The 19,810-nt window shown below is 64.8% G+C and carries 17 protein-coding genes; 10 read left to right on the forward strand and 7 right to left on the reverse strand.

The window, feature by feature from the left end; genetic code table 11:
* Positions 1-8 precede the first annotated feature (8 nt).
* On the forward strand, positions 9-1,373 hold the full coding sequence (locus Q4A20_RS01840) for a glycosyltransferase family 4 protein (RefSeq protein WP_303119546.1): 1,365 nt from the start codon (positions 9-11) through the stop codon (positions 1,371-1,373).
* Positions 1,370-2,296 carry a glycosyltransferase family 2 protein gene (locus tag Q4A20_RS01845; RefSeq protein WP_303119547.1) on the forward strand — a complete coding sequence of 309 codons (927 nt, stop codon included), beginning with the start codon at positions 1,370-1,372 and terminating at the stop codon, positions 2,294-2,296. The genes Q4A20_RS01840 and Q4A20_RS01845 overlap by 4 nt, the downstream gene beginning before the upstream one ends.
* Before the next feature lie 50 nt (positions 2,297-2,346).
* On the opposite strand, the gene Q4A20_RS01850 is transcribed toward Q4A20_RS01845, so the two are convergent.
* Positions 2,347-4,950, reverse strand: a complete 2,604-nt coding sequence (locus Q4A20_RS01850; protein ID WP_303119549.1) for a glycosyltransferase — start codon at positions 4,948-4,950, stop codon at positions 2,347-2,349.
* A gap of 56 nt (positions 4,951-5,006) precedes the next feature.
* Here Q4A20_RS01850 and Q4A20_RS01855 point away from each other — a divergent pair, with 56 nt between their 5' ends.
* The 7 genes from Q4A20_RS01855 to Q4A20_RS01885 all read left to right on the forward strand — a co-directional run bounded on the left by Q4A20_RS01855 (position 5,007) and on the right by Q4A20_RS01885 (position 11,586).
* Positions 5,007-5,294 (forward strand): hypothetical protein, encoded by a 288-nt coding sequence (locus tag Q4A20_RS01855; protein ID WP_303119552.1) that lies wholly within the window; start codon positions 5,007-5,009, stop codon positions 5,292-5,294.
* A complete protein-coding gene (locus tag Q4A20_RS01860) occupies positions 5,291-6,676 on the forward strand; it encodes a glycosyltransferase (protein WP_303119555.1) in 1,386 nt (461 codons plus the stop codon). The genes Q4A20_RS01855 and Q4A20_RS01860 overlap by 4 nt, the downstream gene beginning before the upstream one ends.
* A 70-nt stretch (positions 6,677-6,746) precedes the next feature.
* Positions 6,747-8,096: a hypothetical protein gene (locus tag Q4A20_RS01865; protein WP_303119558.1), complete on the forward strand. Its 1,350-nt coding sequence runs from the start codon at positions 6,747-6,749 to the stop codon at positions 8,094-8,096.
* A 149-nt stretch (positions 8,097-8,245) separates the two neighbouring features.
* Entirely contained in the window at positions 8,246-9,568 is a 1,323-nt protein-coding gene (locus Q4A20_RS01870) for a UDP-glucose/GDP-mannose dehydrogenase family protein (protein ID WP_303119561.1), read from the forward strand.
* Between the two features lie 85 nt (positions 9,569-9,653).
* Entirely contained in the window at positions 9,654-10,421 is a 768-nt protein-coding gene (locus tag Q4A20_RS01875; protein ID WP_303119562.1) for a glycosyltransferase family 2 protein, read from the forward strand.
* Positions 10,421-10,834: a DUF2304 domain-containing protein gene (locus Q4A20_RS01880; RefSeq protein ID WP_303119563.1), complete on the forward strand. Its 414-nt coding sequence runs from the start codon at positions 10,421-10,423 to the stop codon at positions 10,832-10,834. The genes Q4A20_RS01875 and Q4A20_RS01880 overlap by 1 nt, the downstream gene beginning before the upstream one ends.
* Positions 10,831-11,586, forward strand: a complete 756-nt coding sequence (locus Q4A20_RS01885; protein WP_303119566.1) for a glycosyltransferase — start codon at positions 10,831-10,833, stop codon at positions 11,584-11,586. Before Q4A20_RS01880 ends, Q4A20_RS01885 begins: the two co-directional genes overlap by 4 nt.
* Before the next feature lie 50 nt (positions 11,587-11,636).
* On the opposite strand, the gene Q4A20_RS01890 is transcribed toward Q4A20_RS01885, so the two are convergent.
* From Q4A20_RS01890 to rfbA, 5 genes are all read right to left on the reverse strand, one after another.
* A complete protein-coding gene (locus Q4A20_RS01890) occupies positions 11,637-12,605 on the reverse strand; it encodes a glycosyltransferase (protein ID WP_303119569.1) in 969 nt (322 codons plus the stop codon).
* Complete coding sequence (locus Q4A20_RS01895; RefSeq protein WP_303119572.1) at positions 12,598-13,527, reverse strand: glycosyltransferase; 930 nt, start codon at positions 13,525-13,527, stop codon at positions 12,598-12,600. Before Q4A20_RS01895 ends, Q4A20_RS01890 begins: the two co-directional genes overlap by 8 nt.
* A complete protein-coding gene (locus Q4A20_RS01900) occupies positions 13,508-14,830 on the reverse strand; it encodes a hypothetical protein (protein WP_303119575.1) in 1,323 nt (440 codons plus the stop codon). The genes Q4A20_RS01895 and Q4A20_RS01900 overlap by 20 nt, the downstream gene beginning before the upstream one ends.
* A gap of 156 nt (positions 14,831-14,986) precedes the next feature.
* Positions 14,987-16,474 (reverse strand): bifunctional dTDP-4-dehydrorhamnose 3,5-epimerase family protein/NAD(P)-dependent oxidoreductase, encoded by a 1,488-nt coding sequence (locus Q4A20_RS01905; protein WP_303119578.1) that lies wholly within the window; start codon positions 16,472-16,474, stop codon positions 14,987-14,989.
* Positions 16,475-16,552: 78 nt separating this feature from the next.
* The gene (rfbA, locus tag Q4A20_RS01910; protein WP_303119581.1) at positions 16,553-17,425 is read right to left on the reverse strand and encodes a glucose-1-phosphate thymidylyltransferase RfbA; all 873 of its coding nucleotides are present in this window, start codon (positions 17,423-17,425) and stop codon (positions 16,553-16,555) included.
* A gap of 113 nt (positions 17,426-17,538) precedes the next feature.
* Between rfbA and manA the strand changes: the two genes are divergently transcribed.
* A complete protein-coding gene (manA, locus tag Q4A20_RS01915) occupies positions 17,539-18,726 on the forward strand; it encodes a mannose-6-phosphate isomerase, class I (RefSeq protein WP_303119583.1) in 1,188 nt (395 codons plus the stop codon).
* Here the strand turns inward: manA and Q4A20_RS01920 are convergent.
* Entirely contained in the window at positions 18,656-19,561 is a 906-nt protein-coding gene (locus Q4A20_RS01920) for a TIGR03089 family protein (RefSeq protein ID WP_303119586.1), read from the reverse strand. The genes manA and Q4A20_RS01920 overlap by 71 nt on opposite strands.
* Positions 19,562-19,810: the final 249 nt, after the last annotated feature.

A 19,810-nucleotide genomic window follows, 5' to 3' on the forward strand; every position in this document is an offset into this window, starting at 1 on the left:
AAGGCGTTGTGAAGAACTCCAGGCCTCGCGTACTCATAGCGACGCTCGACACCCTGGGCGATAAGATGGCGGGCCCTGCGATCCGGGCGTGGGAGATCGCCACTCATCTCGCTGAGCGCGGTCATGCGGTGAGGCTGGTCACCTTCGCCGAATGCGACAGAAGCGGGCAGGGCTTCTCTGCGGAACACATCGAGGTGGAAGCGTTCCGCGCCGCCGTGAGTGGCAGCGATGTGGTAATTATTCAGGGCTACATCGCAGCCACGTTCTCCTGGCTCGCCGATGCCCCCCAGTGCATCGTGTACGACCTGTACGACCCGTTTCACCTGGAGTCTCTCGAGGTGGAGCGGTACCAGCCGATCGAACAGCGCGATGCGGCACTCGCACGCGCACTCCTGGAACTGAACGCCCAGTTGGCGCGGGGCGACTTCTTCATCTGCGCCTCGGAGAAGCAGCGTGACCTGTGGCTCGGTCAACTGGCCTCGGCCGGGCGCATCAATCCGGTTACGTACGACGCCGACCCCTCGTTGCGCAGACTTGTGGACGTTGTCCCATTCGGAACCTCCGATACTCCGGCGACCCAGTCACGCCACCCTATCAAGGGGGTTATTCCGGGAATCGGTGAAGATGACCCGGTCATCATTTGGGGAGGCGGTGTATACAACTGGTTCGACCCATTGCTCGTGGTGCAGGCAGTCGCCCAAGTACGCGAGAAAGTTCCAGCAGTCAAACTCTTCTTCCTGGGAATGAAACATCCGAATCCGGACGTGCCGGAGATGGACATGGCTATGCGGACAAGGGCCGAGTCGGACAGGCTCGGTCTGACCGGGACCACGGTGTTCTTCCACGAGGACTGGGTCGCATACGAGGACCGCGTCAACTACCTGCTGGACGCCGACATCGGTGTGTCCACACACTTCGCGCACGTTGAGACCGACTTCTCCTTCCGCACGCGCATTCTGGACTATTTGTGGGCGGGTCTGCCGATCGTATGCTCAGAGGGCGACTCCTTCGGAGCGCTTGTCGCCGCCGAGAACTTGGGCGAAAGTGTGCCCGTCGGTGACACCGATGCCCTACGGGATGCCTTTATCCGCATGCTCACAGATACCGAGGCCGCCGCTGGTGCCCGCCAGAACGTAGCCCGTGTGGCGGAGGACTTCCGATGGCGGCGCACGCTGGCACCACTGCTCGAATTCTGCGCTGCACCGCACCGAGCCGACGACTATAGCCGTCTGCGGTCTGGGCGTGCGGAGAGGACGTCGCCCATCTCCGCTGTTCGTCGGGATCTGCGTGCAGCGGCTCGGGTGTTCCGGATGCACGGTGCGCGCGGGGTCGTCAGGAAGTTGCGCTGGCGCGCGGCGAGGATGAGAAAGTGACGGCATCACCAGAGCCAGGGGCAGGGAACGCAGTGGTCGCCGTAGTCGTCACTTACCACCCGACCTCCGGATGCGAGGGGCTGCTGGAGGTGCTGGCCGCCCAGTGTGCTCGCGTGGTGGTGGTGGACAACGGCTCAACCGAGACCGAGCTGCTAAGGCTGCGAGCACAGTGCGACCGGACGGGCGCCGTCCTGATCGAGACGGGACACAACGCCGGGATCGCTCGGGCGCAGAATCGCGGCATTAGTGAGGCACGAGCGCTGGGCGCGCGTTGGGTGCTGCTGTCTGATGATGATTCGGCCCCCACGCCAGGGATGGTGTCCCGACTCGTGAATGCGGCGGAGACGGCCGGCAGGACACGCCGCGTAGCCGCTATAGGACCGCTAGTCCGGGAGAACAATGGTGCTGACGACCTGGTGTATGTGCCGCGGCGGTGGGGGCCGCGCCGGGCGAGCCCCACTGAGTTGGACACGCCTTTGCTTTCGGTGGCGTTTCTTATCGCTTCCGGCTGCCTTATTGATCTACGCGCCCTGGATGACATCGGCGGTATGAATGAGGACCTGTTCATCGATCATGTCGATCTTGAGTGGGGGCTACGTGCGCATAGCCGTGGCTACGAGCTGCTGGTAGCCACCGCCGCGCGGATGGATCATTCTCTGGGCGATCAGGTGATAGAGATTCCGGGCAGACGGCAGCCGGTTCACGTTCACGCTCCGGTGCGAAATTACTACATGGTGCGCAACACCTTGTGGCTGGTGGGATCGGGGCTCCTGCCACCGCTGTGGCGTGTCGGCTACCTGTGGTGGCTGGCGAAGTACTCCGGGTTCAATGTGCTGGTCAACGCTCCGCGGCGCGAGCGACTGGCCGCGGTGCTGCAGGGAGTCGCCGACGCCGTGCACCGTAGGTACGGCATGCGGCACTGAGTCTGGCCACGCCCGGCTGGCATTTGCGCGAAGCCGCCGAGCGTGTCGTCTCAAAGCCTGATCCGAGAGCGGAGTTTGCCACCGATGCGGCGGACGACTTCACCCATGCCATCGGATTTCGCAACAGCGGCGGCGCGGCGGGCCAGACGTATGGTGCGTGCGGCTGCCGGCGGAGAGACAAAGGCGCCGGGAACGATCTCGGTGTAGGGATCAACCACGGAGTCGGCAGCCGAGAAGGGCTCATCTTCGACAATCGGTTCCCAGGAGGAGGAAGTTCTTCTGCCGTGCTCGCGCAGATTGAGCGTGGCGTTGATGAGCAGGTCCTCGTAAACGCGCCCCTGAATATGAGGAGACAGCTCGAGCAGCGCTTTGCGACGCGCCATCGCCCCGATACGCGCACGCATCGCCGTGGAGGAGATCAACGACTCCAGCGCGTCCTCCCATGCTTCCGGAGTTTCAGCGATGATTCCGGTTACGCCGTCATCGATTACCTCGCGGAACGGCAATGTGGGACTGGCTATCATTGGCCGCTCGACAAGGGCCGCCTCTAACCACTTGATTGCAGATTTCGACTCATTGAACACGGAGTCACCGGTGAGCGGGGCAAGGCAGATATCGGTCTCTCGCAATAAGGCTGGAAGCTTGAGCCAATGTGTGAAGTCCAGCCGGTCGATCCGATCCGAGTACTTGGACATGGCCGCTGAAGGACGCAGGTATCCGCCCAGGCGTAAACGGACCTCCGGATGCCGCTCCATGACCGCAATCACGGCGGGCTCAACGAACGCCCAGTCCGAGTCGTGCGTCGTCGTACCGGAGAAGTAGCCGATAGTGATGTGAGCACCGCGATGCTGATGGCTCGACAGCAGCACGCGGTCGGAGGCGCGGGCGAGAAGCATTCCCACGCCGTTGGAGAACCGGTAGGACGGCAACCCCGTTAGACGGGTGGCCTCATCGCACAATGCCTGAGTGGAACCGATGAAGCCGTCACATGCCTCAAGTGTTGTCCGATAACGGTCCACACCATGCCACCACAGGTCGATCTCACTCTCAGACATCCCGTTCAAACCGTCCAGTTGTCCACGCAGAGTGGAATCGAAGATCAGATCGTCTACGTCGAACAGGACGGGAATCGGTTCTGGACGCGCCTGCACACGCTTGATTAGCTCAAGCACCTGCACCGTAGCGGGGACACGGTAAACCACCACCGCATCAACCTGATCGATGTCGGCGAGGAGCTGCGGGTCACGATAATGGCGAATGATAGACAGGTGCCCGCGCAGCCCGAGCGCCTCTGCGGGCAGATGCACCCGATAGCGCAAGGGAGCGCCGTCGATTCCTACGATGAACAGAACCTTGCGCAGCAACTGTGCCTGGGCGCGCCGAACGGCGGACCGGTCCGGAGCATCCGGGGACTGTCCGCCGGCGGTCTGTCCTCCCGCGGCGCCATCACGGGGCACGACTTCGGCGTAGTAGTCGATGAGTTCTCTGGCCTGTTCGGAGAACGAACGGATGGGCGAGGACGGCCCCACGCCCGTGAGCGTGCGGGCCGTTACGGGATCATCGGCCAGCCTTCCCAGGACCTCGGCGAGCGCGGAGGGATTGCCCGCAGGGACGATGTGGCCATTGACGTTTTCGGTTATCGCCTCCTCGGGTCCGAGCGTGTCGGTGCACACCACGGCCAGACCGGCTGCGAGCGCCTCCCGAGTCAGTATGGAGTGGGACTCACGCATGACGGATGGCAGGACCAGTACGTCATGCTCGCCGAGAACTCCGAGAAGATCCTGTGGCCGATAGGCGGGCCGGGCATGAAACCATTGCGGGACGTTCCTGGGAGCGTTAGGCGCATCTGCCACACCATAGGCGTCCAGCACGAGGCCGCTTCGGTCTCCGAGCGTCCGCGCGGCAGCCAACAGGACATCGTATCCCTTCATCGCCTGGGTGCCGCCCGCGTACATGAAACGCAGGGGACCGGCACCTGTGCGCGGGGACGGGGAGTCGCCCAGGCGCTCCAGTTGCGTGTCAGGCAGGCCGTTCTCGTTGACACGTAGGCGCTGTGGTTCAACCCCGTTGGCGGCGAACACTTTGGCGGCCGATTCCGATGGGGCCAGGACCAGGTCGACCGACCGCAATGCCTCGCGCAGCCTTTGGGATCGTCCGCCCAGGGCAGGGTGAGTGTTGCAGTCGCAGGCGCCGCAGTCGACAACGAGTGAACACGGACGCATGTTGCTGTCCACGAGGAACTGGCGGGAGCAGAACCACCAGAAGTCATGCATCGTGAGCACGACCTTGGCGCCCGCTCTGCGGGCGGCCTCGATCAGCCCAACTCCCAGGGTCTGCAGCGAGTGCACATGCACGATGTCGGGTTTCACGGTGGATAACCAGGTCTCGAAGGCCTCCGTCGCCCCCGGATTGTCGAAGTTCTTCGCATCCGTCCAGGCCGTCCACGGCGTCGTGCTCAGCCAAGTGACGTGCACCCCGTGATCGTCGGCCTCATCCCAGGTGGTCAAAGGCGCACGGGACTCATCTAGGTGACCGGCGTAGACATACGATTCATGCCCTGAGGCCGCCAGGTAGCGGGCAATACGCTGAGGAACCAGCGTTCCTCCGGAGATGAAGTTCGGAGGGTAGTGGGCAGAAACCTGGACGATCCGCATAGACTGAATGCTACCCAGGAAATCGGTCGCGGGCCGACAGGTCGTATGCTTGCTGTATGACGAATCAGGTACCATCGGCCGATCCTGCCGCCGCTTCAGACGGAGCCCCGACGGCGTTGCGATGTGCCGAACTCGAGGCGCAGGTGACCTCGTTGCGCGCTGCGGTGGTGATCAGAACGAGCATCATTGATTCCCAGAGCGGCAGGATCGCCGAACTCGAAGCGGCACTTGAGGACGAGCGCGAGTTGGTTCGTTCCCTGCACGATCGTCTCGGAGAGATGGAGCAGCGGTTACAGGCCCCGGCCGCCCTCCCGCATAGGCGTCGAATCGGGAGAAGCCGATGAGCGGAGTGCTGGTGATTGTCGGCACGGGGGATGAGGATGCGGTCGCCAGAACCCGGCGCAGTTTCGCAGGAGCCTCTCGGCCGCAGGATGCCCTGGAGCTCGGGCGTTGGGGCGAGGAGTTCACACGGGTCGGCGATCAGCGCCGCTACCTTCTCGGTCTAGGGGCCGGTGATGAACTCGAGGCCGGGGCGCTGGAGGCATTGGAACGGTTTGCGACGGATACCGGCGCCGGTGTGGTGACCGCCGACAGAATCGAGCAGGGGGTGATCCGTCGCTGCCAGCGCTGGTCGGAACGATTGTTCGAGCAGTTTCCCTATACGGGCAGGGCCCTGTTGGTCAGATGCGATGTGTATGCGGCGGCGATGGACGCGGGGCTGGCAGAGGCGAGTACGGAGTGGGACGCGCAGCTGCGTCTGATCGACGCCGCGGACTTGGTTGCACACTGCCCGATCATTGCCGTCCAGCAGGCGACCCCTGTGGTTCGCGGCGGCGTCGCTGATCGTCTAGACGCCGTCAGAGCTCACCTGTCCCGAACCGGCGAGCCCGGCAAGGTCCTGGCGGGTCCTCTCGGAATGCCGCTGGTGCGCGCACGCGATGCTTCGGCGCGCGTCTCCTTGATCCTGCCCACGGCCTTCGCCTGCCGTCAATTGAGCGACGGCGCCGAGCGAGTGCTGGCCGATGTAGCGGTGCGGGCGGTGCGCGCCACTACCACCGCCCCTGACCTGGAACTGGTTCTCATCGCCGACTCGGAAGCTGATGACGACGCCATCGAGCGGTGCGCGTCCGCTTGGAACGGGATCCACGAGATCGTCAGGACCGAGGGTGAATTCAACTACTCGCACGCGGTGAACGCCGGGGTGGATGCCGCGCACGGCGACGTCGTCGTGCTGCTCAACGATGACGTCGAACCGCTTACCGAGGGTTGGCTGGACAGCTTGCTCGGGGCGCTGGGACGTCCTGGTGTCGCAGCGGTCGGAGCACGGCTGCTGTTCGATGACGGCAGGCTTCAGCACATCGGGATCGTGTGTCCGCCTCATGACTTACCCATGCACCCGCGGATCTTCGAGCCTGACGACCCGCTGCATCCCCTGGCCCAGGCGGACATCGAATACGCCGCGGTGACCGGTGCCTGCCTGGCGACGCGCCGCCGGGACTACCTTGCTGTCGGTGGTATGGACGAATCGCTGCCATTGAACTTCAACGACGTCGACCTGTGCATACGGCTCGGGAGTCTCGGTGCGAGCATGTGTGTGAATAGCGTTCGGCTGATACACCGCGAGTCATCCACTCGGACGGCGGTGGTATCCGACGCAGAACGCCGCGCGGCCGAGCGCTGGCAGAACCACGCGGTCGCGGATCCACACATCGAGTACTGGGGCTGACCGGCCCTCGCCTCCGGGAACGAGTCGGATGCGGCTAGTATCAGGTGCCGTTGAAGCGAAAGGTGCCTAGATGTCCTCATCTGTTGGATCGGTCCGTACCCGACTCACGGCCATGCCGAGTTGGGTGTGCTGGCTGCTCATCACCGTCCTGTTCGCCGTGCTCGCATCGATAGTGACAGCCCGCTACGTCTACGTGCATCCGGCTCTATCGCCCATCGACGAGTACAACTACGTGGACGCTGTCGACAAGGCCTCGCGAGGAGTCCTGGCCCGGGAGGGGCAGACCGTCGATGGCCTTGCCCGGGAGGCGGCGTCTTGCCGCGGTTTCGGACTCGAACAGGAGTCCGTGACGTATTCCGGGACGTGTGGCGTGGACGAGCCGCTAGACGTCTATCCCTGGAACGGCCATTCCACCGCCGGAGTCCACTCTCCGGTGTACTACTTCACAACTGCGTGGATGGCGAAGGCCATCATGGCGGTGCTTCCGGGGCTGTCGCTGATCACGGCCGCCCGTCTGACGGGGGCTCTGTGGCTGGCCGTAGGCATGCTGGTACTGGCATACCTGTTGCGGCGCGTGGGGGAGGCATCATGGTTGATGGTCGGCGCGTTGCCACTCCTGATTGCCGCCATGCCGGGCTTCAGAGTCACGAACTCCTACATCAGCCCGGACGCCCCCAACCTTCTGTGCGGTTCCCTCGTTTTTCTGGCAGCGCTGCTGTATGCCAAGCGGGAGTGGGCCTTGTGGCCATTTGTCGTCGTTTCGATGGTGGTCACTCTGGTGAAGTTCCAGAACTGCTTCGCGGTCGTTGCGGCGGTGATCTTCCTGTTGTGGTACCGGATGCGGCCTGGTGAGCCGGATAAAGGCGCTTCTGGATCGGAACAGCGATTACGGTTGCCTTTCGTACTGGTCCCGGTGGCTGCGGCGCTGGCCGTCGGCCTGGGCTGGATGTGGCTCAAGGAACAGTTGAGGGTGCCTTCTCAGCAGCTCACCGGGGATCCTGCCGGGCAGGTGGATCTGGCGCGTAGCCTGTTTTATGCGGACGACTCGCTGCTGGGGCTGTTCACCTCGAATTGGCCGGCCGCCACACAGGCGTCGGTGTTCCCGAGCCTGGCGTTGTGGGGGGCGATTGCGGCCCTGGTCGCCGTCGCCTGGCTGCTCCCCGGAGTCGAGCCGCTCCGGCGGCGCTTCGCACAGGCCGGGGCGGTGTCGCTGCTGGGGATCGGTCCCGCCGTGAATGTCGCATTCGCCGCGGTGTTCGGCAGCGCCGTAGCCATGCAGCCGCGTTACGCAATGGTACTGATTCCCATGCTGGCGATTCCTGCCGCCTGGGCGTTGAGATCGCGGGGGGTGCAGATAGCTGTGGCAACTCTGGCGGTACTGGCCTACGTCTTCGGTGCATGGACACTCCACGTCAACTGACGGCCGTGTGCGCACGACCACCCCGAACGGTTCCGGGTCACGTCCGTATGATCTGCAACCCACGGCTGTGTGCCGCTGGTCAGTCGCCGAACCTCGCTGTCGGCCCGACATGCATCCCAGCACCGGCACATATCGGATAATCTGCCCGCATGCGTATTTCGGTAATCGGTTGTGGGTACCTAGGGGCCGTGCATGCGGCGTCGATGGCCGAGTTGGGTCACACGGTGGTGGGAGTCGATGTTGACTCTCGTAAGGTCGAACTGCTGTCTCAGGGCAGGGCGCCCTTCTTCGAGCCCGGTTTTGAGGAGCTTCTGCGCCGTAACGTTGAGGCCGGTCGATTGACCTTCACCACCGACTACAAGGCGATCGCCGGCGCGCAGGTGCACTTCATTGGTGTGGGCACCCCCCAGTCGGAGACCGGCGCGGCCGACCTCGCCTATGTGGATGCGGCGGTTGAGGGCATGCTGCCGCACCTGGGCCAGTGCGCCGACGGCGTCGAGGTCGTCGCTGGTAAGTCGACCGTCCCGGTCGGCACGGCCGCCCGCCTGGCCGAGCGGGTCGCTCCCGCCGGCGTCACCCTGGTGTGGAACCCGGAGTTCCTGCGCGAGGGCTTCGCCGTCAAGGACACCCTGGAACCCGACCGTATGGTTTACGGTCTGCCCAACGACGAGCGGGCCGCGGCGGCTGCGCAAGCGGCCCTCGATGAGCTTTACCGGCCCATCATTGAGGCGGGTAAGCCCCGTCTGGTGATGGATTACCAGACCGCGGAGTTGGTGAAGATCTCCGCCAACGCCTTCCTGGCCACCAAGATCTCCTTCATCAACGCCATGGCGCAGATCTGCGACGCCGCCGGCGCCGACGTAACCGCGCTGGCCGCCGCCATCGGTCTGGACGAACGGATCGGCAAGCGGTTCCTGCGCGCCGGCATCGGCTTCGGCGGAGGCTGCCTGCCCAAGGACATTCGCGCCTTTCAGGCCCGCGCAAATGAGCTGGGTGTCGGCCAGGCGCTCGGTTTCCTCGCCGAAGTGGACAAGGTCAACGAGGCCGTACGCCATTCCGTGGTGGGCATCGCCCGTAGGCTGGTCGGTGAGGAGCTGGCTGGGAAGCGGGTGGCGATCCTCGGTGCGGCATTCAAGCCGGACAGCGACGACATGCGCAACTCCCCCTCCCTGGACCTGGCGCAGGAGTTCACCGACCTGTCTGCCTCGGTGGTGGTCATGGACCCGGCGGCCGGCCCGATCCTGGCCGACCGCGAGGACTTGCCCTACGAGATCGCCGGCAGCATCGAGGAGGCGCTGAAGGACGCCGACTTGGTTGTCTTGGGGACCGAATGGCAGCAGTTCACCACCTTCGACCCCGTCAAGGCGGGCGAGCTAGTGGCCCGCCGCATCGTGATCGACGGACGCAACGCACTGCCGCGCGAGGACTGGAAGGCCGCCGGTTTCACCTACGTTGGCATCGGACGGCGCTGACAGGCGTAGCCAGTGGGTTCCGCCCGCAGTGGGCGCAATGATCATCTAGTATGAGCTACGCCTTCCGTCTTCCCAGAGGAGCCTCATGCAGAGCAATGCGCCCCGTACGCTGGTCATCATGCCGGCGTGGAACGAAGAGGATGTCATTGGTTCCACAATCCGTGAGCTGCGTGAGACCGTCCCCTGTTACGATCTGCTCGTCGTGAACGACGGTTCGGATGACCGGACGGCCGAAGTTGCGCAGAGCGCCGGAGCGCTGGTCCTCGATCTGCCTTACAACCTCGGTGTCGGTGGGGCTATGCGTGCCGGATACAAGTTCGCCCGCCAGTTCGGCTATGACCGCGCGATACAGGTCGATGCCGACGGGCAGCATGATCCTCGCGACATCGACAGGGTCCTTGATGGCCTGAAGGCGGCCAACATCTCCATCGGGGCTCGTTTCACCGAGGTCGGATCTTACGAGGCACACGGTCCGCGGCGCTGGGCGATGGTACTACTGGCAGGAATCGTCGGCCGCCTGAGCCGCACCCGGCTGACGGATGTGACGAGTGGATTCCGGGCGGCCGACCGGATAGCCATCGATCAGTACTGCCTGTACTACCCCGCTGAGTACCTCGGAGACACGATCGACTCCCTCGTCATAGCGGTGCGTTCGGGTCTGGCCGTCAATCAGGTGGGGGTGTCGATGCGGCCGCGACAGGCGGGCAAACCGTCGAATAACCCCTGGAAATCGGCGGTATATCTAATTCGATCCATGTTCGCTCTGCTCATCTCATTGACGCGTCGGCCCGTGGACAGGACGTCGCGCCGTCCCCTCGAGAACGGGAAACGGAATCAGGGGGAGGTGCACTGATGGGAGCCACACAGATTTTCTTCGTTGCTATTGCCGGCGTCATCATGCTATTCGTCATCTCGCTGTTGCGATCCCGCAAATTGCGGGAGAAGTACGCGGCACTGTGGATACTGGTGGGGCTCGCAATCCTGGTGCTGTCGCTGGCTCCAGATCTCCTGGGCGCCATTGCGGGCCTGCTCGGCATACAGGTTCCATCGAACCTTCTATTCGCTCTGGCGATCCTCCTGCTGCTGGGAGTGTCCCTGCATCTTTCGTTGGAGATCAGTCGCCTGGAGGACGAGACCCGGGTATTGGCCGAGAACGTTGCAGTCCTCCGCCTGATCGATTCCTACTCGAGGCTGGACCGGAAGCTCGGCAGGCCCGGCGACTCACACCCCGGGCAGACAGACAAAGGTGATGAAGAGGACGAATGAGTGGAGAACTGCCCCGAGTGAGCGTGTGCATGGCGACCTACAATGGGGAACGCTACGTTGAAAAGCAGATAGAGTCGATCCTGGCACAGCTCGGTACCGACGATGAACTCGTCGTCGTTGATGACGCATCGACCGATGCCACAGTGGAGATTGTCCGCTCCATAAACGACTCCAGGGTTCGGCTGATGGCGCGTACGGATAATCGCGGTTATGTGCGGACCTTCGAGCAGGCGCTGCAACTGGCTCGGGGCGAATACCTCCTGCTGAGCGATCAGGACGACATCTGGACCGAGGACCACGTTCAGGTGCTCACGCTGGCTCTGCGGAAGCGTGGAGTCGCGGCGACCAACCTAGCCACACTGGGCGGGCCTCAGGCGATTCGGGGTCCATACGGCCAGTCCGACTGGCGCCTCAAGCCGCAGCGGCGCACTCATGGGATGCGTAACGTCATTGGTGTGCTGGCTGGGAATCTGCCGTACTACGGATGTGCTATGGGGGTGCGTGCCGAAACCCTTGCCGCCGGATTGTTGCCCTTCCCCGCATTCCTGAATGAATCCCATGATCTGTGGATCGCCCTGTACGGCAACCTGCAAGGGTCATTGGCGCATTGCCCGCAGCGAACTGTGCTGCGGCGGTTTCACGAGTCGAATCAGACACCCAACCGGCCGCGGGGTGTGCGCGCCGCCCTGAGATCACGGTGGCTTTTGCTGCGCTGCCTGCGCGAACTGATTCGGCGTGGCGTGTGCCACTGAAGGACGTGAAGTGCGTCGGCTGTTTCGCCTGCACTCGGTGCACTCACGCTTCAGCAGGCGATGTGGCGCAGTAGTCCGGGTACCTCGGAGCGCTTGTGCAGCAGTGCAGCCGGGAGAAGCGTCGCGGCATGCAGGCGTGAAGTTATGTGTGCCCGTGCTGCACGCTCCGCGCGCGACCAGCCCATTTCGTCGAAGCGTTCGGCCTCCATGTGGAAGAAACGTCGTTCGTCTGCCAATCGCGACCCGCTCACTAGGGAAACTGATGACAGGCTCTGAGCGTGACGGCGGTAGCGGAAACAGACTTCGTCGGTGAGTACGAGCCGTGCGCCCCTGATGATGAGATCCACCAGCAGCCCGACATCCAGGATGATCTCGTACTCGTCCAGGAAATCAACGGCTTGCAGGGCTTCGGTGCGGAAGGCCAGACTCGGCCAGTAGAGCCAGTCCCCGTGCATGAGGCTGGTAGCCAGTGCCTGACCGCGCATCGTGCGCAGGCCGGTTCCGTGCGGCCGCATCACCCGCTTGACTCGGTCGCTCAATGGCAGATGTACGAAGCCGTTCTCATCGATGACCTCGACTCCCGGTTGGATGATCTCGACACCGGGTCTCGCCTCGGCCACGGACAGGATGGTTGAGACGTAGTCCCGCCCCAGCAGATCATCGCAGCCCATGAACACCGTGTATTCGGCCTCAGCAAGATGCTGGCATGCGCGAAAGTTCTCGATGATGCCCAAGTTCGTCTCGTTGCGGAGATAACGTACTCGGGGGTCTTGGAGGGACTCGAAGAACCCGGAGACGTCTCGCGGATAGCAGTCGTCCACAACCGTCAAGCGCCAACGGTCGTCGTTCTGGGCGAGAACGGAGCGCACCGCGTCATACAGGTAGTCCGGGTCGCCCCAGAAGGGTATGAAGATGTCGAGGGCAAGGGAAGAATCCACGTGCTGGGCATGCCCCACCGGGTGCCTGATGTTCGCCGGCCCGTCCTGAGCATCGCCGGGGCCGTGAGTGGTGTCATTCATTTTCTTCTGCTTTCCGGGGCGTGCCGTCCAGCGCGCCCCTGCGGCCGGCGAGACCGTCCATCAGTCCACGCGCTGCGTGTGCCAGCCGACCGCGCCTGCCCGGAACCAGTGCAGTGACAATGATCAGGTGCCGAGCCTGCTTGCCGACAGCCTTGATACACCATCGTGGATGCTTGCGGCCGTGACGGCGCACAAGTGCCACGAGGTTGCGTACCTGATAGTAGTAGCGGAACTCCGCGGCGAGGGTCAGCGACAAGTGCCAGGGTCCCAGGTTCGCGGTCACTGTCGTGCCGAGCTGGTGCTCGATCGACACGGGGGCGACAACGGGTACTGCCCCTGCATCCAGGGCGCGCAGGTAGAAGTCCGAGTCGACGCCGTCGATGAACAGGCCCTCCTCGAAGCCGCCGAGCGCCTGCCACAGCGCGCGGGTGACGAGCAGGCCGGACTGGATGGGCTCACCACCGACGACGATATGATCCCGGCCGTGGGTTCCGGGCAGGCCTCGGATGTTGCCCGCGGCCTGGGGCGCAACCATTCCTGCGGGAATGCCTGCCGCCCGTGCCGCGGCGAAGGTCTTGATCTGGGCTGCGATGTAGCCCGGTGGCAGGAGGGAGTCCTGGTCCACAGTGAGCACGGCGTCGCAGGACAGACCGAGATGCCGAGCGCCTTCGTTGAGAGCGGCGGCTATGCCTCGGTTGTGGTCGTGGATAACAACATGCACGCCGTGTGCCCGGCAGTCGGCGAGGACCGCCCGTGTGGCTCCGGTAGCCAGCTCGGGCCCATCGTCGACGACAACGATCTCATCTACCTGGCTGGTCAGGCTCTCCACCGTCCGGACGAGTCCGGGCCCCGGGGCAAAGGCGGTCACGACGGCGCCCACCCGGTCAATCCGGTCGGGCAGGTCAACGGCAGTCGCGCTCATCACCGGGGCTCCATCGTCGCTGAGGTGGCTTCTCCGCCCAGGCGGTAACGGACATCGGTGCCCGGGCCTGATCATGCGCGTCCATGCGTCGCAGGGCGCGCAAGGCGCTGGGAGCGAGGACCATGAGGATAAGCAGTTCGGAGCAGGCCATTCCCGCAGCAATGACCGTCATGGAGCGAAGTACGGCACCCACTGTCATTACTCCCAAGCCGCCGATGGCAGCCACGACAGTAGCAACGAAAACAGTGCGTGCCTGACCTGCGGGGATGAGGACATTGCGCAATAGCGGGGTCGCCGTGGAGATCGCGAAGAAAGCCACGCCGTACCATGCCGAAGCCGCATAGGTGGCAGAAATCTGTGCTCCAAAAAGGATAGAACTGATCAGCGGAGTCATACCGGCGAGACCGAGCGCGCCACATACTCCCAGTACCAGGTGTGCCACGATAGCCAGTCGCTGGCGCCTGCGCCCCTGGAGTCCATCGACTTCCAGGACCCAGCCCTGGAGAGCGTTGCCCAAGGCCTGGACGAGAAACAGGGCGTAGCGGTAGATCTGGTCCGCGGAGGCGAAGCGGGAGGATAGTCCCGGGTTTAGGGCCGCAGTCGCGATGGGAGTGGGTGTGTACCCATAGGCAGCACCCACAAGGTTAGAGCCGGCTGCCCCGCTCATCCTTCTGATGTCGGCCCACACCTCGGGCAGGCTGGGGTAGTCGGCGCAAACATCAGGAAATACCCGGCGCCTAAACAGCATCAACCCGATGAACACGCCGATAGCAAGCAGGCAGGGGTAGATAATCACCTGTCCGCTTACAATCATGAGCGGTATAGCGATTACCGTCGAGAGCGCCCGCGGCAAAGTGTCGAAGTAGCCCAACAGGCGCGCATCTCCTACGCCAATGCAGTACCACTGCGGCGACATCGCGGGCAGGACAAAAGCAACTGCCGTGGCAGCCGCAGCGACTCGCAATGAAGGTACGGCGATCCATGCACTGATCGCGGCGCATGCGGGGATGACGCCAAGACACAGCAGACCCCTACTCAGCACACTGCCGGAGTACAGACGGTTGAGTTCTTCGACCGTCTTCAGCCGGGCAACACGGGCGGGACCGACATAGTTCCATCCCCACAGGACAGCAGCGGAACCAAAAGTCCCTACCGACATCGCCGTCGCCATGCTTGACCATCCCTGACCGGCGAGCCGAGCCACGACGGGCATGGCCAACAGTGGCGTCACGAGGGTGAGCAGCGGCCATCCGGTGAAGCCCAGGAGTCTAAGCACGACACGATGGGCCTCAGCAGAGGGCACAGGTGGTCTCCTGCTCGGCGGGGTCGGGCGACGGGTCCTGGAATGCGCAGCGCGGGCGGCGGTTGCGACAACTGGTAGGAATCAGCATGCAAAGATCCTAGATGACGGGTTCGGCTACGAGTATGGCGGGGTAGAGCGACCTGGCGGGTACCGTGGTCAACCGAGTGCGGCTACGTAGGTGTCCAGGCGCTCCATGGAATTGGCCGGGGTGAAGCCGGTTGCCTCAATCTTGCTCAGATCCAGGGCGCTGCGAAGCGGTCGGGGGGCGATGCCCTTCTGACCGGCGTAGTACTCGGCGGTGGATACCGGCGTCACCTCGTCGGCGCTGTGACCCACCAGCTCGAAGACTCGCTTGGCGACGTCGCACCAGGAGACCACCGGCCCCTCGCCGGACAGATTGTAGGTGCCGAACTCGGCGCCGGTGCGCAGTAGGTGGATGATGCCGGCGGCCAGGTCCGTGGTGAAGGTGAGCCGGCCGGTCTGGTCGTCCACCACCTTCGGGGCGATCCCGCGGGCGGCCAGGGAGGCCATGGTCTTGGCGAAGTTCTTGCCGTCGCCCACCACCCAGGAGGTGCGCACCAGGTAGTGGTTCGGAGTGGCCTCGACGGCGGCGTCTCCGCCCGCCTTGGACTGGCCGTACACGCCCAGCGGGCTGGGGGCCTCGGCCTCGGTGTGGGGCTCGAGTTCTCCGTCGAAGGTGTATTCGCTGGAGATGTGCACCAGGGTGAGCCCGTGGCGGGATGCCTCCCGGGCCAGGTTGGCCGGCCCGGTGGCGTTGGCGCGCCAGGACAGGCGCCGTCCCTCGATGGTCTCGGCTCCGTCCACGTTCGTCCAGGCGGCCGCGTTGATGATGATGTCGTAGGCGGACCAGTCCCAGGCGGCCATCGCCTCGGCGTCGGAGATGTCCACCTCCGGCAGGTCCACTCCGACGGGGGAGTAGCCGGCCTCGGGCAGCTGTTTCATCAGCTCCCGGCCGAGCTGCCCCTTGCAACCGGTAACCAGCACGCGCCGCCCCACTCCGGCAGGCGCGGTAGCGTCAGCCTCCGCGGCAGGGAAGGGGACGACGTCCGCCAGGCGCGGGTGGGCACGGTCCTTGTCGGACTGGATCGCCTGGTCCAGCGGAATTGGCCACGGCACTGCGACGGTCTCATCGGCGAGATTCAGGAAGGTGTACTGGGCCTCGGCGGACCAGTGGTCGTTGACCAGGTAGGTGTAGGCGGTGTTGGGCTCCAGGGTCTGGTAGGCATTGCCCACGCCCTTGGGCACGAATACCGCCACCGATGGGTCTATGACGGTGGTGTACACGGTGCCGAAGGTAGGTCCCTCGCGCAGGTCCACCCAGGCGCCGAAGACCCGCCCGGTGGCTACCGACACGAACTTGTCCCACGGCTCGGCGTGAATGCCACGGGTCACCCCGACCTCGTCGTTGAAGGAGACGTTGTTCTGCACCGGGCCGAAGTCCGGCAGTCCCAGAGCCGTCATCTTCTCCCGCTGCCAGTTCTCCTTGAACCAGCCGCGGTTGTCTCCATGCACGGTTAGGTCGATGCGTAGAAATCCGGGGATTGGGGTGGTTTCGACGCCGAGCGGTTTGAGCAGCTCAATGCCGCTGCCTTCCGTGGTGGGCGTGTCGGTGCTGTCAGTCATGAGTCTCCAATGCTCGTGGGGATGTGGGTCTCGGTGGTTGCGGGTTGGGGAAGCCGTGCACCCGGCCCCCTAGGGGTGTCAGCGGCGGCCGCGCTCGAGCAGATCAAGAAGGTACTGGCCGTAGCCGGACTTGACCAGTGGCTCGGCGCGCTCTCGCAGACCGTCGTCGTCGATGAAGCCCATGCGCCAGGCGACCTCCTCCGGGCAGCCGATGTTCAGGCCCTGGCGGTGCTGGACGGTGCGCACGAATCCGGTGGCGTCAGCCAGGGAGTCGAAGGTGCCGGTGTCCAGCCACGCGGTGCCGCGGGGGAGGACCTCCACGGTGAGCCGCCCGGCCTCCAGGTAGGTGCGGTTGACATCGGTGATCTCATACTCGCCGCGCGCGGAGGGAGTGAGGTTCTTAGCGATCTCCACCACGTCGTTGTCGTAGAAGTACAGGCCGGGCACGGCGTAGTCGGACTTGGGTCGGGCGGGCTTCTCCTCTATGGAGATGGCTTTGAAGTCGGTGTCGAACTCCACCACGCCGTACGCACTCGGATCGGCCACCTGATAGGCGTATACAACCCCGCCGTCGGGGCTGGTGTGGCGGCGCAGACGCGTGCCCATACCCGGGCCGTAGAAGATGTTGTCTCCCAGCACCAAGGCGGCCGGCTGGTCGCCGATGAAGTCCGCGCCCAGGACGAAGGCCTGCGCCAGTCCGTTGGGCACGTCCTGCACCGTGTAGGACAGGTTCACGCCCAACTGAGAGCCATCGCCCAGCAGCCGGTGGAAGCTCGCCGCGTCATGCGGAGTGGTGATCACCAGGACGTCCTGGATGCCCGCAAGCATGAGTGTGCTCAGTGGGTAATAGATCATCGGCTTGTCGTACACCGGGACCAGCTGCTTGGAGGTGCCCAGAGTGATCGGGTTCAGTCGCGTGCCGGAGCCGCCGGCCAGGATGATGCCTCGCATGGGCACAGTGTGGCCCATCCACGTGCTGTTCTGCCGCAAATGGGCCAGACGCGTTTTGTGATTCCGGCCGGCGTTCGAACTCTTAACTGAAGGGTCGGCTACCGTTGGCGCCCATGGAACGTCTTGACGGTGCGCGGCGGCGCTATGACTGGGGCTCAGCCGAGGCCATCCCCGAGTTCCTGGGCATTGAGGCGGACGGCGAACCATGGGCGGAGCAGTGGTTCGGCGCCCACCCGGCCGGCCGCACCCTGGCCGGTACGCGCACTCTCGCCGAGCTGATCGACTCCGATCCGCGGCGCCTGCTGGGCGAGGATGTGGCGCGGCGCTTCGGACCCAGACTGCCCTTCCTGCTCAAGCTCATCGCTCCCGCCCGGGTCCTCTCCCTGCAGGTGCACCCCTCATTGGAACAGGCCGTTGCCGGCTACGAGCTGGAGAATGAGGCCGGCGTGCCCCTGGACAGTGCGGTGCGCAACTACAAGGACACCAACCACAAGCCCGAGATGGTGCTGGCCCTGACCCGCTTCGAGGCCGTGGCGGGTTTCCGGGCACCCCGGCGGGCAGCGGAGATACTGGCAGATCTGCGCTCCCCGCTGGCCCGGCGAATGCGCCGCACCCTGCGGCTGAATCCGACTCGCTTCGGAATCCGGCAGGTATTCACCGATCTCGTCTCCGCCGCCACCCGGCCGCAGGTCGAGGAAACCGCCGCACTGGTTGCGGAGATCGATGCTCGCCTGATCGCCGGAGCCTCGCCGTCGCGGCGGGTGGACTCCAATGTGATCAGCATGTGGCGCTCCTTCCCCGGCGACCCGGGTGTGGCTGCGGCTCTACTACTCAATCCCGTCACGCTGCGTCCGGGCGAGTCGCTGTTCGTGCCCGCCGGTAGTGTGCACGCCTATGTGTCCGGCATGGGCATTGAGGTAATGGCTTCCTCCGACAACGTGCTGCGCGCAGGGCTGACCTCCAAACACGTGGATGTGCCGCAGATGCTGGCCTGTGTGGACTATGTGGCGGCGCCACCGGTGCGTCCGGCCCCCGAGTATCTGTCCCGCGCCACCCGCGCCTACTACGCACCTGTGGACGATTTCGAGCTGATGGTGACCACGGTGGTCCCGTCCGACGGGCGCGTCCAGGTTCCCGGCCGGGGGCCGCGGATCTTATTGGCGACCGAAGGCGACACGCTGATCACCACGCCTGCGGGACAGGCCCGGTTGATCCAGGGGCAGGCGCTGTTCATCGGTGCCGATGAGCGCACGCTTGCCGTTGAGGGGGAGGGGACGGTGGTCCAGGCCGATGTGCCGTAGCGCCCTCCTGTCGGCAGGCTGCCCGGACGAGTTCGGCATCGGAGTCCTGGGAGATCAGCACTGCCGTTAGGCCGGTGCGCCATGCGGCGAGCACGCCGCGCACCGCCCCCAGGGGTGAATCGGCTCGAACCATGACGGCGCGCCCGGCGCCGCGCAGATCGGAAGACTCGATGCCTGGGTGAACGGGAGCTGGTCCAGCGCTGCCTGCCTTTGGGGGCGAATCGACCGTGCCCGCGGCCAGGGCGTCGCGCGACAGCTCCGCCGAGTCGCCCGGTAGTTTCCTCGGTCGTGTCTCAGCTCCCTCCAGAACCGCTGCACGATGGCCATCGATTCGCAGGGACGGGAAGGAGTCCGCGCGTGTCATGACGTCGGCGACGCCATCGAGTACCAGCGGCGGCAGCGATTCGGGCCAGCGCACTGCCAGGGGTTCGCGTGGAACCAGGACCTGCAGCTGCGCATTCGCATCCAGCCCGGAGTGGGTGAATGCCACCGACACGTCCACAGGTCGGGGCGGCCCTGGCGTGGCCGGGGTCGGCCGGTCGGTTTCGGCGGAGGATCTGAACAGCACGGTGCCGCCGGTCAGCCAGACGCCGCCGCACCAGGTCATCGTGCGCCAGTGCACGCCCAGACCCAGGTGCACGAGCGGGCCCGCTCCGGGATCGTTCCCGATAACCTCTTCAACGAGCAGGTTGGCGATTTTGCATTGCCACATGTGCAGCACGCGTCCGGTCAGCTCCACACGCTCGCCGGGTGCATACCAGACCAGCCAGGGGCGATCGGAGTCCGTAGCGGAGGGGAGCAGTGTGGCCAGGGGATCGGCTGGGGTGTCGTGCACAACCGGATCCAATCAGACCGGGCGCCGAGGCGAAAGTGATTGGGCCCTATCTGGTGCGCCGGGTATGCAGCTCTACCTGCGGCCCGCAGGAGACGTTGCGGAACCGCAATCTTCCGCACGGTACTTTCCCAGGAAAGTGCCCTGAATCAGGCGGGGGTCGTCGGCGGGCGTATCCGGTCGGACCTCGCGGATCGCGTAACGCCGCGCGAAAGTCAGGGTGAGCGCACTTGATTCCAAGGAGGTGTGCGG

Source organism: Actinomyces sp. (assembly GCF_030530635.1).
Lineage (GTDB): Bacteria > Actinomycetota > Actinomycetes > Actinomycetales > Actinomycetaceae > Actinomyces.